The organism is Nicoliella sp. ESL1113, from assembly GCF_058509245.1.
The window spans coordinates 356,882-371,688 of the sequence record NZ_CP196388.1; the positions used below are offsets into that span (position 1 = coordinate 356,882).

The following is a 14,807-nucleotide window of genomic DNA, read 5'->3' on the forward strand; positions in this document are numbered from 1 at the left end:
CCTGATATTACTTGGAGTAGTATAGGAAATACATCGTTCAATAATCTATTAGGTAGGCGTTTATTTTGAAAAAAAAGCAAAAACTATTAATTACATTCGGATTAGTGTTAATTACTGTCATTGCAATAACTAAAACCATCTCAATTAAAAGCAAGGGCCAAATTCCAGGAACTTATGTCAACGAACCATTTGAAATTAATGCCAACTCTGTTCAATTAAATGCTCCATATATCAGTCAAAAGGCGATTAAGGCATGGAATGGCTGTGAGGCAGCTAGTTTGTTAGCTGGATTGCAATCCAAGGGCGTCCTTTTAAAAACAGATTTACGAACTTTTTTGAAGCAAATGCCAAGAAGTAAGGACAATAATCCTTATAATGGATATGCAGGATCACCATATATCAAGCTGCAATCCAGCATTTTTCAATCAATCTTTCCCAAAGCACTTGCTAAGTGGGGGAATCGGTATCATTCCGTGAAGGATATTAGTGGTGCTTCTATAGATGAACTTAAGCATCAGGTCAAAATTGGCAATCCGGTTGTAACCTACATTGTTAGTTACTATTGGAAACCTAAGTTTCAGAAGTACTTTTGGGGAACTGGAATTACAAACAGTCACGTAGTATTGTTGGATGGATATGAAAAAGGGTACTATCATGTATCTGATCCAAACCGTGGCAAATATTGGGTTAAGGCTAATTTATTTGAACGCTCATATCAATATAAAAAATATGCTGTTGCAATTCAGTAAGGAATGACTGGGAATGGTCATTCTTTTTATTCCGACATTATTAGGTAAACCTAAAAAAATATTATGATATACCTTATATTGTGCCTCGTTTTATGTTATATTATTAGCGGTACCAGATTGTTTCTATCGATAGTTTGCTGATTTGTTAGTTAGCCATCTTGAATGGCTATGGATAGAGAGGATGATTAGAATGACAAAATCAATCTTAGCTGCTTTTGAAGATTGTGTTGATGTTAGTGCGGACGTACGTTCCGGTTTATCTAAAAACGTTTATTCATCAAAGTATTTGGGAATGTTCATGACAATGATCAATGATTTTGATAGTGGATATCGAGTGGTTGGCACTCAGTATTTTTTAGAAGATGTTGCAGCAAGGTACGCGCACAGTGATATCAACAATGAATCTGGAATTCGAAAAGGCTTGCTTGATTTGTTCGATCAATATTTTACTGACCGTCGAATAATCATTTTCGATTTGAATAAACCGTTTTTCCAAATGGTAGACCATTACTATTCTGATAACTTAGGCGGTCATTTTAAGCCTGCTAAGTATCGAAATTACGTTAATGGTTGTTTGCTAACCGATGCAATTAATTCTAATCAAGATCTTGAGTCAGCCATAAATAATTCCATTTTTCATGGGAATGCTAGTTGTCAGGATATTGAGGATCAATTAATTACGAATTAATTGAGGTCTTGAAATAAAAATGGGGGTAAAACTGATCGATTCATCAGTTTTACCCCCGTTTTTTATTATTAATTTAGAATCTTAAGATTATATTTTACGAACTAAAATATAAAATTAGTTTATAAATGAGACGATTGTTCGTATTTATAGTTGTTTAAAACGTTTAATTAGCATATAATGTTAGTAATTTAATGATAGGGGTGTTTTAATTATGAATCAATATCCACAAGCTTTAACTATTGCTGGTTCAGACAGTGATGGAAGTGCCGGAATGCAAGCAGATTTACACACTTTTCAAGCTTTAAAGGTACATGGAACGTCTGTGATTACAGCATGTGTTGCAGGAAACTCTTATGGAATTCATGATAGTGTTACAATGCCAACTTCATTTATTGCGAATGAATTTAAAGATTTGGCTGATGATTACCAAATTCGAGCATCAAAAACAGGGATGCTGAGTGATAGTGAATTAATCAACACGGTGGTTGAAAATTATACTAAGTATGATTTTGGACCACTGGTTGTTGATCCAGTAATCATTACTAAGCATGGCGCAATGCTTTTAGAACAAGAAGCATTCGATACTTTAAAAGAAAAACTGATTCCATTGGCAACAATAATCACTCCTAACTTTTATGAAGCCCAAAAGTTAGCTGAAATGGAAATTAACAGTAAGGACGACATGCTAACTGCTGCTAAAAAGCTTCGTGAAATGGGTGCTAAGAACGTAATGGTAAAGGGACGTCATGATAGTGACGATCAAGATGAAGTTACTGACTTAGTATTATTAGAAGATGGTAGCCATTTCTGGCTTACAGGGAAGTACTTTTCTACTGATCGTAAGAATGGAACTGGTGATACCCTTTCTGCTGGAATTACTGCAGAATTGGCTAAGGGGACTGCGATCGAAGATGCGATTCGCATTGCTAAAGCATATGTTGATCGTGCGATTCAAAATGAAATTTTAGTAGGTCATAAATATGGTCCAATTAACCATTGGGCAACTGATGATATTAAATAAAAAAAGATGATGACCATTATGGTCATCATCTTTTTTATTTAGCAATGGTGGAACTAGGCCGATTACCAAAATCTAGCGAATCGCCAATCCCCATTCCAATTATTGAAACTTTTGTAAGATCTTTTTGAGCATTAACGTTTCCTCTAATTTTTCTTAAATTATCGGAAAGCTTATTTCCATCGTCACACTGGAAACTATGATTAATGTTTTTATAGAAAATACGGTTAAATTTAAGATAAAACATAGCATTTGCCCTAGCATCATTTGTTGATTTAGCAGCATCACGATCAGAATATACACTAAGTTGACTTCCTAGATCACTTAAAGAGCTAGGTCTACCATCTTTAATTAGTGCATTGATTAAGCTAGTCTTAGTAGATTGACTCAATAGTTTCATGTACTGGTTAACTTGGTAGTTAAAATACTTTTTGTTTTTAACTCCAGCATTATTAGTAACTCTGGCGGTTGCATCAGCACGTCCGTTGATCGTTGGTGATACGAAAAAACTAAATGCGCCAGTCAATAATACGGATGTCAATATAGTTTTGACAAATATTTTTTTCATTTTTAAAACCCCTTTAATTATTTTAGCTTCCGATATTAACATTTAAATTTTAAAAACTAATTATGAAGAAAACAACAATCGAAACGATGACAATAGCAATTGATTTTAAGTTAAAGGTTGCATTATGAACATTTTCCTTAGAAATGTAAGCATTTTGGTAATGATTAACTTTTTTATTATTTTCCTGAATAGCAGTATTTAAGTCACTAGTTTGATCTTCCACTTTTTGCTTTTTATTAATCCATTTACGAAGGGTCGCATCTTTCGAATTTTTCTTATTAAATACTTGCTTGTAGTGATAGTTAACAATGATTTTATCGTGTTTTGCAGCAGTTAAAGCCTTAGAGAGCTCCTTTTGCTTCTTGAGTAATGGTGGCAATATTTTATTAACAGTTGAATTATTATCCTGATAATTTTGTGAAAGTGCCTGTGAAACAGCATCATAACCGATCCTCGTTGCAAATAATACAATAATAATTAAAACCAATTTAATTAGCATCTTGAATGAAAAGATTGATCGAATGCTTTCATTTTTCATAATTATACCCTCTTGTAATCATTAATTTCAATTCTCAATTATACGCTGAAGTGGAATTAGTTTTAACCAATATGCTCAAAACTAAAGTCTTGCTTAAGCGATTGTTTAGAGTAAAATATAATAAAAGTTATTTACTCTTATTGAGAAACGGAATTTTTCAAATGTTAAGGGTTTATATCATTTACGTTAAGAAAAAGTTAATTACCAGACTTACTTACTTGTTATTAGTATAATAAAGATATTAATTATTAAGGAAAGGGTTTAAAGTTATGAAAAATAAGACCAAAAAGATAATTGGTTCATTGCTTTTCTCAGGGATGCTAGGTTTTATGACGCTATCTGCTCCCTTAAAAACTAACGCAGATAATACTACTTCAGGAAGTAGTGCTGCCTCAAGTGTTATTTCTAGTTCAAGTAGCTCCAGTAGTAGTGGATCAAGTAGTGCAGCTAGCAGTGCTAGTTTTAGTTCAGCTAGTTCTACTTCATCTAGTTCGCAGGCTAGCAGCACTAGTTCTTCATCTAGTAGTACCTCTTCAAGCAGTAACAGTAATAAAGTAACTTATACGGTTAAGACAGTTAATAACTATGTAATGAGAGTTATTAATAATGATTCTGTTAAAATTTGGGACACACCATACACATCTTCAAGTAAGGTAAGCAATAGAACTACTAATTTGAAGGGTAAATTGATTAAAATCATTCAAACAGCCAGTGGTTCTGATGGAAGTCTCTATTACCATATTACTTATCAAGGTCAAGATTTGGGTTGGATTTACAAGAGTTACTTAAGCTACACTGATGATTATGAAATGCCATATGTATATACTAGTCAGCTTTACCCCATTTATGCACCAAGTGGATGTGAAGCGGCAGCTTTGAAGATGGCATTAAGTACCAAGGGTGAAGCACTTAACATCCCACTAGATAAATTCATTAACTTAATTCCAAGAAGTTCTGACCCTAACAAAGGTTATAAAAACGATCCTTTTACTAAGGGTGCTGGAGCAACTATTTACCCTAATGCATTAGCTAATTTTGCTAAAAGATATGCTAGTGGATCAAAAGACATCACGAATACCAGCTTAAGCAATATTATTTCCAATGTTAAGCGGGGCAATCCGGTCGTGTTCGAAGGTTCTTGGAGAATGATCGTTAATTCTAAGTCCGATCACGTATTAGTGATTCTGGGTTACAAACCAGGTAAATTCTTAATCGCAGATCCTTACATGAGAAAGAATTCACCAAACAAGGTATTTTGGACTTCAACTAGTGATTTTCTAAAAATTTGGCATACTTCTAAACGTGGTAGCCGTGCAATGACTGTTATTTAATAATATGTCTTAGTTTATTTTTAGATTTTGTAATAAAATATTTTAAAATTAATAATAAAGAGACCAATAAATCGGTCTCTTTTTCATTTATATGCTAAAATAATATTATTAATATTATTGAAAGAGGGTTGTAGAGTGGATAACGATTATAATCAGAAATTATATCGAATCACTCGGGCGTTAAATCATCCTGTTCGAATTCAAATTTTATATTATCTATCTGAACACGGAAAAAGTAACGTTACGAATTTAGTTAATCAAGTGAATATTTCGCAACCAGCTGTTTCTAGACACTTGAGAATTTTATTTGATTCACAGTTGATTACCAGTAAGCAAAACGGTAAGGAAAAGGTTTATCAATTAACTGATAATCATGTCAAAGAACTGCTCCAAGTTCTTCATAATCATATTGAAGAACAAATTGATTAATCTTTTGCTTGAAAAATATATCAAAGTATGGTTATATATAACTATGATGATTTATTAAATAAAAAAAACTAATTACCAGGGCAATGGTAATTAGTATTATTATCTTGATTATAGTTCTGAAAACCAATTAACTTGCTTTTGGGGGCAGTAATTAAGTTATTTATACAGATGATTAGTTATTACGACAAACCAAGACGGTATTATTATACCATAATTTTATAATGTTTACCTAAAAGTCCGCAATTTTGCGGACTTTTTTGTTTTTTCTGATTTTATTATTAAACCATGATATTATTTAAGTAATAAGAATTGGAGGAATTATAAATGAAAATTGATTTTGATCTAAATCGCATAAAAGCACTACTCAATGAGAGTAAAGAATTACATAGTCAAGTTCGGATTTCTGATGATTTGATCGATCCTTTTGATCCTGAGATGCCTCATTTTAGAGTTGATGTTGATGGATGCTCTATTTTTGTTGGTAGTGATGAGGAAGATGAAAGTGTATTTACTTTTAAGGAGTTTGAATACCTTAAATCAATTAATTTTAACTTATTATCCAAAAATACTGAAAAACTTAATTTTGCTAAAAATATCCTTAGTAGTGAATTTGGAATTGAAATCGGTGAATTAAATGATGCTACTAAGTATGTAGATCAATTTAGCGAATCTGATGTTGTTAGTGGAATCTTACAAATGGTTGATGGCTTTGACTGGGTTCATCACTATGTAATGGCAAACGAAAAATTAATGTAGGAGCATTTAGATGGCTAGATCAAGAAGGGAACGTAAAAAAGGCAATCAACGATTCTCAGTTTCAATTAATGTTAATCTACCAACCGTATCATTAGTACTATTGATATTTTCGATAGTTGGTTTTTATATTGCTAATGATAGCTTGTTGATTATTTTAATTAGTTGGGGGATGTTGATCAGTGCCTTGATTTATTTAAATACATTTTGGCTAGGTGCAAAGGAGATTTTTGCTCAGCAGGTCGTTGATTTGAAAGTTAAACCTGATAGTTTAATTTTAATTCTTAATGGTAATTCTGAGCTCTTAATTGATCAAACCATCCAAAAATTAAAACAAAGTAGTATGGTTTCACTAGTTAACGAAAACTTTACGGAGCTACCATATGATAATGAATCATATGACTTTGTAATTGTAAATAATACATTTCAAGATATTAGACCACATGTGAAAAAAATGAAAGCTCTTCAAGAAGCAGCACGAGTGATAAAAAAAGGGGGACGGATATTGATTATTGAGCGGGGGTTGAATTCAAATCAATATCGTAGTTTTTTAAAACAGGCTGGTTTTAGTCGGATTTTAATTAAGAATGTTGGGCCCCTAGGTTGGTGGGCAGGACCTTGGTGTCCGACTAACGCCATTAAAGCTCAAAAATGGTAAAAAAAGGATGCAGATTAATCTGCATCCTTATTTTTTATCCTGGTCATTGTTATTTTGATTAGTGTTTTGATTTAATAGATCATTTTGACGCTTTTCTTCATTGAGCAATTCGATTCGTTCATTGTGAATGATGTCCAATTCATTCCTGATTTCGCCTAAAATTTCTAATTGCAGTTTTTCAATCTCAAAATTATGTGGCATTTGATTTTGATTTAATTGATCAAGTTTAGCATGCAGGATTCTTAATTCATTTTCTGACTTGATATTAACGTGGTAATCGTTATCTGCGCCTAAATGGTCACGGTGACTAGAACGATTTTGGCTCATCATGATGATTGGTGCCTGAATAGCAGAAATACAACTTAGTGCTAAGTTAAGTAAGATGAATGGATATGGATCAAAGTGAGCCCCAAATAGGTGGAACACATTGATGAACATCCAACTTAGTAAAAAGATGATAAAAGTTAGGATAAAGCTCCAGCTTCCACCGAACTTAGCAACTTGGTCAGCAACTTTTTGCCCAAATGTTTCTGAAGAATTAAGGGCTTTATTGATATCTCTAATTTGATAATCATTATCACGAATTGTTTTAGTTAATTTACGATCGATTTTTTCATTTCGGTGTTCATCATCGCGAATTAACTGATTCACCATTTCAACTTGGTACTTCAATAAGTGCTGATTACAAATAAAGTCACCATCGCTAGCTTTAGTGTAATCATGCTTAATATGACCAAGAATGGTTGAGTCGAGATCTTTTAGCAAACGCCCCTCATTTGATAGATATTCCTTGTTATCTACTAAACATTTTTTGACATTATTTTTCATTTTTTTCTCACCTAATATTATTGAATTATCACCATTGTAACACACATTAAATCTTTTTATGATTTCATTTTAAATGATTTAAATAAAAATTGTTGTTGACATTTGAAATATTTTAAATATAATTAGAAATATAAATTAAAGACCGATTAAAAGACAATGCGTGGAAGAGTAGCGGTTGGAATCAATTAAGTGAACCCTGTTAAGTGCGAAAGGGGATTGACGAATATCGTAAAAGTAATCCACAAGTCATAACCATGAATTAATTAGTGGTTATTGGGAGTGCGCCCATTACAGCAATGAAGTCTTGCTCTTTTTTGAGCAGTACTTTTGGAGCCTACTACTGTGAGGTAGTGGGGAAAATAGGTGGTACCACGTCTCGAGCGTCCTTAGTAAATATTTACTAAGGGCGTTTTTTTGTTGGTCATTGCATTTTATTCGAGGAGGAAATTAATATGAAAACAGATAAATTAAATGCAAAGCAATACATTATTTTAGCATCATTACTTTTTGGGTTATTCTTTGGGGCTGGGAACTTAATTTTCCCAATCTTCTTAGGACAGGCGAGTAGTACCAGTTGGCTCCCTGCAGCATTTGGCTTTTTAATTTCAGCAATTGTTTTACCGTTATTATCAATTTTAGCAATTAGTTATACTGAAAGTAGTAGTTTATATGATTTAGGGAAACCCGTTGGTCATTGGTTCGCGCTGATCTTTCTAGCAATCGTTCACTTGTCACTAGGGGTTTTGATTGCATCACCAAGAACAGCAACGGTTACTTTCTCAATGGGGGTTCAACCATTTTTGCCAAAGGCTGATTCGCACATTGCTTTGTTCATCTTTTCAATTTTCTTCTTTGGTTTAGCATATGCATTGGCTTATAACCAAACAAAAATTACCGAATACGTTGGAAAAATTTTGAACCCAATTTTCGTTATTATTTTAGCAGGGGTTTTCATCCTTGCATTCTTCATCAAGGGTGATTTAAGTCACATTAATTTATTACCAACCACTAACAACTCCGGAGCTAGCATGATCAATGGCTTCTTACAAGGTTATAATACAATGGATGCCGTTGCTGGGCTTGGGTTCGGGGTTACAATTATTGCCGCTCTTAAGCAATTTGGCTTGACCGATAAATTACAACGGTCTAAAGCAGTTGCTAAGGTTGGAGCCTTAACAATGGGCTTTGAAGGGCTTATCTATATTTTCTTAATTGCATTAGGAGCATCAAGCTTATCATACTTAAAGCCAGCAGCAGATGGTGGAACTGCGTTTACCCAAATCATGACCCACTATACTGGACTAGCTGGAGCTGGAATTTTAGCAGCCCTTACATTCTTAGCATGTATTACCACTGAAATTGGTTTGATTACATCCCTGGCTCAAGACTGGGGAGATCGTTTTCCAAAGCTAGGTTACCGTTTCTTCTTAACGATTGCAGCGCTTGGATCGTTCATCATTGCTAACTTTGGACTTGAACAAATTATTTTATATTCATCACCACTACTTAACTTTATCTACCCAATTGCAATCGCAATTATTATTTTAGGGTTACTTAACAAGTGGATTGGTAAGAACAAGATTATTTACAGAACGACGATCATCCTTACATTGATTCCTGCCATTTTAGATTTTATTCATAACTTACCACCATTTTTTGCTAAATTACCATTATTACAAGCAATTAATGGTTGGGCATTGAACACCATCCCACTATATAATGAAGGACTTGACTTTATTCCATTTATTGCGGTTGGCTTAATTTTAAGTATCATCTATGTTCAAATTACAAGCATTAAAGCTACGGAACAATCATAGTTATGTTAATATATAGGCAAATATAGGAATTGGAGTTGAGAATATGAGTTTAGATTTATCAGATAAGGATACGCTTACTTTTGGAGATGTTAACGCCCCCCACGAGGTAACGGTGATTACTAACATGGCATGTCCATTCTGTAGAAAGTGGTATGAAAACAATTTTGATAAATTACAATCTGAAGTTCAATCTGGCAAGCTTCTCGCCCACTTTAAATTTCTAGACAAGGATAAGCTAGATTTACAAGATGGTAATTTAGCACATGAATATATTGATTATTCAAATCCTGATCAAGCAATTGAATTTGTTAAAAAGGCTTTTGACATTCAACCAGAATGGCATCGGTTGCCAAAGGATGATGCGCAAGCATTTCTAACTGATCACTTTGCGATTCAAAAAGTAAATGATGCTGAATTCTTAGCAGCTGTTAAATCAAATATTGAATCAACTGATGTTCCAAGTGTTCCAACCATTATCTATGATGGTGATAAGCACTCTGATAGTAATTTTAATTTGCCTGATTAATATTAGTATATGAAAAGAATCCCGATTTATTTTATTCGGGATTCTTTTATTTTGTGGAGCGATTATTCTTCAATAGCCACCACAACATGATAGTAACGCTACCCATGATAATGGCAGCAATCCAATACGTAAAGTGCATGCCGAAAACGAACCAGTCATCATGACCAAATGGGTATGTTGTGATTTGATGGTTTGCCTTGAGGCTCATTCCAGAATAGAGCATTGAAGTAGCTAGTGATAGTCCGATCGCAAATCCGATGTTTCGACTGAGGGCTAAAATCGAACCAGCGATTCCCTGTTGATCCTTACTGGCGTGTTCCATCACCATTGGATTGTTTTGGAACAACCCGTTGGCGGTTGCGAATACGATGAATCCAAACAATAGAAACGCTAGTGACCAGGCTGGCTGAATAATTGCGAAAATTATTTCTGCGCCTACGAAAATGATGGATGCTCTAAATGACATGTGCACGGCACCATAGCGATCGCATAGAACGCCCCCTAAATAAGCGGTAAAGACGTTGACAATGGGGAGAATACTCATAATTAAACCCATTTTAGATGGTGAGAACTTAAGGGTGTTTTGGATGTAAAAGGGTAATAAGACGTTATTAAAGTAGATGATAATGTACATGAACATTAATGAAATAATACTAATCGTAAATCCTGGATTTTTAAATAGTTCAAGGGCCAGAATTGGTTCGGCAACGTGATTTTCGACCCAGATAAAAATGGCGATTAAGATGGCGGTGGTGATAAAGCCTGCGATGATAATGGGTTGGTTAAAACCGCTTTCTTGGCCAATGAATACAGCTAAGAAGAAAATCATAATTAATGTGGCTAAAATCGTGAAGCCTAGCCAATCAATATTGATTTGAGAGGCATGTTTGGTTTGCTTAGGGTATACGAAGTGCCCGAACCCAAATGCAATGATTCCAATTGGGACGTTGAATAAAAAGATCCAATTCCAATTGGCAATTGAGAGGATCAACCCAGCAACTGCGGGGCCTGCAATGTAGCCCAGTTGACCAATCGTGGTATTGATGCCCAGAGCACGCCCACGGATCTCAAAGGGAACTGAACTAGTAATGATACCGAGATTAGTGGCCATCGTCATTGATGCCCCAAGCCCCTGGAGTCCACGGGCAATTAATAAGACGACTAAGTTGGTGCTTAATCCACATAGTAATGAGCTCGCGGTAAATAAGAGGGTCCCGAGTTGAAAGATTTTAACCTTACTAGTTTGATCACCTAACTTACCAAAAAGAATCAACGACATACAGATTAAAATGAGGTAGGCAGAAGAAATCCATTCAGCTTGATTCATTGGAATGGCAAGATCTTTTGATATTTGTGGAAGGGCAGTATTGACGATACTCATATCGACAGTTCCTAAGAATGATACGATTGCAACTGCTAAAATAGTAAATAACGATTTACGGTTCATATAAAAATCCTTTCATTATGTAAAATTAAACCACTTTATATCATATCTAAAATTAGTTAAATTGAAAACTAATTTTTATTTTGGTTTAAAATATTATATTATAGACTTAAATGTCAGGAGTGATAGCTGTGATTCAATGGTACGTGAAGCCATTCAGTGAATTAACGTTAGCAGAAAACCAATCAATTCAAAATTTTATTGCTGTCAATGGTAATAATCTTGTTGATCGTAAAGCATACCATGTGTGGGCATGTGTTAATGGCCAAATGATTTCATATGTTCGGATCTATGATCTAGAGGGTGATTTAACATTCGATCGTTTACGGTTTAACAATTTAGTTGACCCTGAACGATTAGTTTATCGAGTCCTGGAAGTTGGGAGTCGGTTTTTTGATTGTCAATTTGCCAAAGTGGCAAAACCCTTTGATGAAAATCTGCTTAGTGTTTATGATCGAATTGGTTTTAAGGAACAAGATAATGGTTGGTTGAAGATGAGTTATTATCATTAATTTGATTGAAATTGATTTCGATTATTTTCTTCTATAATATAAATAAGCAAATCTTTTGAATTTGGGTTTTTGATGTGTTACTTTTTAGTAGTAAATTAAAGGAGGGATGAAATTGGTTGACGCAAAACAGGCGATTTTAAATCGCCGTGCGGTGAGGGCGTTTAAGCCAACGCCACTTAGTGACGAACAATTAACAGAGATTGTTAAAGTGGCGCAAAAAGCGCCTTCTTGGATTGATTCTCAACCTGGTCGGGTAGTGATTGCGACTGGTAATAAATTAGAAGCAATGCGTAAACGGCATCAGGAATTGAATGCTGATCCAAATGTCCACACTAACTCCGATGTTCCATTTATCCCGATTGCTGAGTGGGATGAGGAATCGCAATTCAATATGACCACTCGGGGGGCGACTGGGCCTAAGATCTTTGGTCCAGATAAGTGGAATCAAATGAAGAGTAGTCAATCTGCATTGCTTTTCAACGCCCCCGCAGTTGCCTATCTAACGTTGCCAAAACAATACACACCATGGTCATTATATGACTTAGGTGCATTTGGTGAAGCGATAATGGTTGCTGCTCAAGCGCTTGGGATTGATTCCATCCCTGCCTTTGAATTTATTAAATATCCAGACCTTTTACGCGAAGCATTATCGGTTTCAGATGATCGTGATTTTATTGTTGGGATTGGCCTTGGCTATGCCGATGATAATGACCCCATCAATCGGATCAATGCTCCGCGGATGGATTTAGATCACGTACTAAAAATTATTAAATAATATTTAGGAGGATTTAGTTATGAGTAAAGTTGCTGCAATTGTTACAAGTATGTATGAAGATGTTGAATTAACATCCCCTAAGAAAGCCTTAGAAGATGCTGGTAACCAAGTTGATATTGTTGAAAATGAAGCAAATGGAACCATTGAAGGTAAGCATGGCGACAAGCAAAACGTTGATAAATCAATTGATGATGCTAAAGTCGAAGATTACGATGCATTACTAGTTCCTGGTGGTTTCTCACCTGATCAACTTCGTGCAGATGACCGTTACGTTAATTTTGCTAAAAAGTTCTTATTGAGTGGCAAGCCAGTATTTGCGATTTGCCATGGTCCACAATTATTCATTCAAACGGGCTTAGTAAGTGAATTAACATTGACTGCATATGTAACTGTTATGCCTGATTTATACTATGCAGGTGGTAACGTTAAGGATGAACCCGTAGTGGTTGATGAAAAGCATAACTTAATTACTAGTCGGACTCCAGATGATTTAGATTACTTCAATAAAGCAATTGTGGATGCCTTAAAGTAATTGATAATTTAAAATCAAAATGACTGATCAGGATAAGTCCTGGTCAGTCATTTTTTAATTGATATAATTAATTGTTTGTTTTAACATCTGATTTTTCAAAAACGCGGTCAAATTGCATCGTAATCAATTTAACTAAGACGCCATCTAATAGGAGGCTTGAAATTGTAGAAACGATAAAAATGGCAATGACCATTGCTGGTTTGTAGCTACTGTATCCTGAAGTGAATAGCATGTATATAAATGCGATAAAGTTTGCGCCAAATGCACCTAATAAGCAACTAGTCCATGAAAATCGTTGGTAGTTATGTGGGAAGAAACCAAATTCATTCCCAAGTCCTTGAATCAATCCGAAGAAGATCGTGAGCGCTCCCCATTGTCCACCAAGGAACATTTCAAATGTAGCAGCAATCGTTTCACCGATGATACCAGCTCCCATGACAGGTACGAAATACATACTTAGTGGGGCAGCAATGAACCAAAGCCCTGTGAAAATACTGTCAACAAAGGGGCTTAATCCAACTGGCGTCAATGCCACTTTGGCGAAGTTATAGAGGGAGTTAACACCATAAGCATAGATAGTCCCACAGATAATCCCGACGAGTGTTACGATAATAATTTGTTGTAAATTCCAGTGTGGAGTTCTTAATTTCATAGTAAGTTACCTCGACATTGGTTTTCTAATACGTTTTTGTTCCAATCAGCCCAAGTGGTTTGCTTGAATGAAGCATCAAAGAAGTACCATTCGAACATACAGCTTCTTAAGAAGCTTTCCTTGATTTCAGCTAACTTTTCTGGGGAGCATTTTTCAGCTTCGCGGTCCATGACTGCTAAGAAACCATCTGATACTTGTTGATAATCATCACCTTCAAGACAGTCTAGCCAACCATGGAAGGGGTTGTCCTTAGTCACTTTGTTCGTACTAGCAAGGTACTTGATCAATTCTACATATACCCAGACCCCAGCTTCAAATGGTGCCAAAATTTCAATGGCATTTCTAGTTTTAATTGGGTCTAAAAGGTGGTGGGTGTATAAGTATGTGACTGGTTCCATCTTAGCAGTTTTGATGGTATCCCAATCTTCATCGGTCATCCCTTCGAAAACATCTTCATCGATTCCCAAGTGATCACTCAACAACTTAGCAAAATCTTTTTGATCGGTGAATTGATCGCTATAGATAATTAAGTATGCTTGGACGATCGTTTCAGTGTTACCGTATTGAAGGTCTTGAGAAACATAGTAATCCAATGCTTTTGGATCTAGATTGTTATCCAATACTCCTTGGATAAAATCACACTTTTTGATTGATTCTAGAAATGGTTGTGCTTCTTTGATTAATTCTTGTGAAAATGACATTTTATCAAACTCCCTACATTAATTGATTGTGTTTAACTGACGTTTGAAAATACTATTTTTATTAAATCAAAAAGGACCACTCCTATTCTTTTAATAGTTTGCGGTCCCTAGTCTTTTTAGTAGTAATAAAAATAGTATCTAACACGATCAATCGTGTAGACAATGACTAAGCGGTCTCCCTTCGTCAGTACTAACTGCATCAGGTTCCATGAGTACTTCTCAGCCGAATTTAATCAGCGCCCCAGACCACATATTTAATTTACGAGTTAATGATATTATTAAATGATA

General features: G+C 34.9%; 18 protein-coding genes and 1 riboswitch. Of the genes, 12 read left to right on the forward strand and 6 right to left on the reverse strand.

The window, feature by feature from the left end; translation table 11 throughout:
• The first annotated feature begins 65 nt into the window (after positions 1-65).
• From ACSYTJ_RS08385 to thiD, 3 genes are all read left to right on the forward strand, one after another.
• A complete protein-coding gene (locus ACSYTJ_RS08385) occupies positions 66-749 on the forward strand; it encodes a C39 family peptidase (RefSeq protein ID WP_491720349.1) in 684 nt (227 codons plus the stop codon).
• A gap of 190 nt (positions 750-939) precedes the next feature.
• Positions 940-1,437 (forward strand): hypothetical protein, encoded by a 498-nt coding sequence (locus tag ACSYTJ_RS08390; RefSeq protein ID WP_491720350.1) that lies wholly within the window; start codon positions 940-942, stop codon positions 1,435-1,437.
• Between the two features lie 208 nt (positions 1,438-1,645).
• On the forward strand, positions 1,646-2,458 hold the full coding sequence (gene thiD / locus ACSYTJ_RS08395; RefSeq protein WP_491717671.1) for a bifunctional hydroxymethylpyrimidine kinase/phosphomethylpyrimidine kinase: 813 nt from the start codon (positions 1,646-1,648) through the stop codon (positions 2,456-2,458).
• Positions 2,459-2,492: 34 nt separating this feature from the next.
• Here the strand turns inward: thiD and ACSYTJ_RS08400 are convergent, their stop codons facing one another.
• Positions 2,493-3,023, reverse strand: a complete 531-nt coding sequence (locus ACSYTJ_RS08400) for a hypothetical protein (RefSeq protein ID WP_491720351.1) — start codon at positions 3,021-3,023, stop codon at positions 2,493-2,495.
• 49 nt (positions 3,024-3,072) lie between these two features.
• Positions 3,073-3,561 (reverse strand): hypothetical protein, encoded by a 489-nt coding sequence (locus ACSYTJ_RS08405; RefSeq protein ID WP_491720352.1) that lies wholly within the window; start codon positions 3,559-3,561, stop codon positions 3,073-3,075.
• Positions 3,562-3,830: 269 nt separating this feature from the next.
• Here ACSYTJ_RS08405 and ACSYTJ_RS08410 point away from each other — a divergent pair, with 269 nt between their 5' ends.
• The 4 genes from ACSYTJ_RS08410 to ACSYTJ_RS08425 all read left to right on the forward strand — a co-directional run bounded on the left by ACSYTJ_RS08410 (position 3,831) and on the right by ACSYTJ_RS08425 (position 6,732).
• The gene (locus ACSYTJ_RS08410) at positions 3,831-4,892 is read left to right on the forward strand and encodes a C39 family peptidase (RefSeq protein WP_491720353.1); all 1,062 of its coding nucleotides are present in this window, start codon (positions 3,831-3,833) and stop codon (positions 4,890-4,892) included.
• A 135-nt stretch (positions 4,893-5,027) separates the two neighbouring features.
• The gene (locus ACSYTJ_RS08415; protein WP_491717455.1) at positions 5,028-5,321 is read left to right on the forward strand and encodes an ArsR/SmtB family transcription factor; all 294 of its coding nucleotides are present in this window, start codon (positions 5,028-5,030) and stop codon (positions 5,319-5,321) included.
• A gap of 324 nt (positions 5,322-5,645) precedes the next feature.
• Complete coding sequence (locus ACSYTJ_RS08420; protein ID WP_491720354.1) at positions 5,646-6,077, forward strand: hypothetical protein; 432 nt, start codon at positions 5,646-5,648, stop codon at positions 6,075-6,077.
• 10 nt (positions 6,078-6,087) lie between these two features.
• Complete coding sequence (locus ACSYTJ_RS08425) at positions 6,088-6,732, forward strand: class I SAM-dependent methyltransferase (RefSeq protein ID WP_491720355.1); 645 nt, start codon at positions 6,088-6,090, stop codon at positions 6,730-6,732.
• Between the two features lie 27 nt (positions 6,733-6,759).
• Here the strand turns inward: ACSYTJ_RS08425 and ACSYTJ_RS08430 are convergent, their stop codons facing one another.
• A complete protein-coding gene (locus ACSYTJ_RS08430; RefSeq protein ID WP_491717452.1) occupies positions 6,760-7,560 on the reverse strand; it encodes a DUF1003 domain-containing protein in 801 nt (266 codons plus the stop codon).
• 452 nt (positions 7,561-8,012) lie between these two features.
• On the opposite strand from ACSYTJ_RS08430, the gene brnQ reads away from it, so the two are divergent.
• A complete protein-coding gene (gene brnQ / locus ACSYTJ_RS08435) occupies positions 8,013-9,377 on the forward strand; it encodes a branched-chain amino acid transport system II carrier protein (protein ID WP_491717451.1) in 1,365 nt (454 codons plus the stop codon).
• Between the two features lie 43 nt (positions 9,378-9,420).
• On the forward strand, positions 9,421-9,903 hold the full coding sequence (locus ACSYTJ_RS08440) for a thioredoxin domain-containing protein (RefSeq protein WP_491717450.1): 483 nt from the start codon (positions 9,421-9,423) through the stop codon (positions 9,901-9,903).
• 46 nt (positions 9,904-9,949) lie between these two features.
• Here the strand turns inward: ACSYTJ_RS08440 and ACSYTJ_RS08445 are convergent, their stop codons facing one another.
• Complete coding sequence (locus tag ACSYTJ_RS08445) at positions 9,950-11,350, reverse strand: MFS transporter (protein WP_491720356.1); 1,401 nt, start codon at positions 11,348-11,350, stop codon at positions 9,950-9,952.
• A 128-nt stretch (positions 11,351-11,478) separates the two neighbouring features.
• Here ACSYTJ_RS08445 and ACSYTJ_RS08450 point away from each other — a divergent pair, with 128 nt between their 5' ends.
• The 3 genes from ACSYTJ_RS08450 (at position 11,479) to ACSYTJ_RS08460 (ending at position 13,166) form a co-directional block, all read left to right on the forward strand.
• Entirely contained in the window at positions 11,479-11,859 is a 381-nt protein-coding gene (locus tag ACSYTJ_RS08450) for a hypothetical protein (RefSeq protein WP_491717448.1), read from the forward strand.
• Positions 11,860-11,971: 112 nt separating this feature from the next.
• Complete coding sequence (locus ACSYTJ_RS08455; RefSeq protein WP_491720357.1) at positions 11,972-12,634, forward strand: nitroreductase; 663 nt, start codon at positions 11,972-11,974, stop codon at positions 12,632-12,634.
• Between the two features lie 19 nt (positions 12,635-12,653).
• Complete coding sequence (locus ACSYTJ_RS08460; RefSeq protein ID WP_491720358.1) at positions 12,654-13,166, forward strand: type 1 glutamine amidotransferase domain-containing protein; 513 nt, start codon at positions 12,654-12,656, stop codon at positions 13,164-13,166.
• A gap of 67 nt (positions 13,167-13,233) precedes the next feature.
• On the opposite strand, the gene ACSYTJ_RS08465 is transcribed toward ACSYTJ_RS08460, so the two are convergent.
• Both ACSYTJ_RS08465 and ACSYTJ_RS08470 read right to left on the reverse strand, forming a co-directional pair.
• Positions 13,234-13,818 (reverse strand): ECF transporter S component, encoded by a 585-nt coding sequence (locus ACSYTJ_RS08465; RefSeq protein ID WP_491717445.1) that lies wholly within the window; start codon positions 13,816-13,818, stop codon positions 13,234-13,236.
• A complete protein-coding gene (locus ACSYTJ_RS08470; protein WP_491717444.1) occupies positions 13,815-14,519 on the reverse strand; it encodes a TenA family protein in 705 nt (234 codons plus the stop codon). The genes ACSYTJ_RS08465 and ACSYTJ_RS08470 overlap by 4 nt, the downstream gene beginning before the upstream one ends.
• Positions 14,520-14,678: 159 nt before the next feature.
• Positions 14,679-14,773, reverse strand: a riboswitch (TPP riboswitch).
• Positions 14,774-14,807 lie beyond the last annotated feature (34 nt).

Coding starts and splice junctions, on each gene's coding strand:
- ACSYTJ_RS08420 (WP_491720354.1), top strand. CDS start 5,646: ATGAAAATTGATTTTGATCTAAATCGCATAAAAGCACTACTCAATGAG.
- brnQ (WP_491717451.1), top strand. CDS start 8,013: ATGAAAACAGATAAATTAAATGCAAAGCAATACATTATTTTAGCATCA.
- ACSYTJ_RS08390 (WP_491720350.1), top strand. CDS start 940: ATGACAAAATCAATCTTAGCTGCTTTTGAAGATTGTGTTGATGTTAGT.
- ACSYTJ_RS08460 (WP_491720358.1), top strand. CDS start 12,654: ATGAGTAAAGTTGCTGCAATTGTTACAAGTATGTATGAAGATGTTGAA.
- ACSYTJ_RS08470 (WP_491717444.1), bottom strand. CDS start 14,519: ATGTCATTTTCACAAGAATTAATCAAAGAAGCACAACCATTTCTAGAA.
- ACSYTJ_RS08430 (WP_491717452.1), bottom strand. CDS start 7,560: ATGAAAAATAATGTCAAAAAATGTTTAGTAGATAACAAGGAATATCTA.
- ACSYTJ_RS08445 (WP_491720356.1), bottom strand. CDS start 11,350: ATGAACCGTAAATCGTTATTTACTATTTTAGCAGTTGCAATCGTATCA.
- ACSYTJ_RS08405 (WP_491720352.1), bottom strand. CDS start 3,561: ATGAAAAATGAAAGCATTCGATCAATCTTTTCATTCAAGATGCTAATT.
- ACSYTJ_RS08465 (WP_491717445.1), bottom strand. CDS start 13,818: ATGAAATTAAGAACTCCACACTGGAATTTACAACAAATTATTATCGTA.
- ACSYTJ_RS08440 (WP_491717450.1), top strand. CDS start 9,421: ATGAGTTTAGATTTATCAGATAAGGATACGCTTACTTTTGGAGATGTT.
- ACSYTJ_RS08425 (WP_491720355.1), top strand. CDS start 6,088: ATGGCTAGATCAAGAAGGGAACGTAAAAAAGGCAATCAACGATTCTCA.
- ACSYTJ_RS08400 (WP_491720351.1), bottom strand. CDS start 3,023: ATGAAAAAAATATTTGTCAAAACTATATTGACATCCGTATTATTGACT.
- ACSYTJ_RS08410 (WP_491720353.1), top strand. CDS start 3,831: ATGAAAAATAAGACCAAAAAGATAATTGGTTCATTGCTTTTCTCAGGG.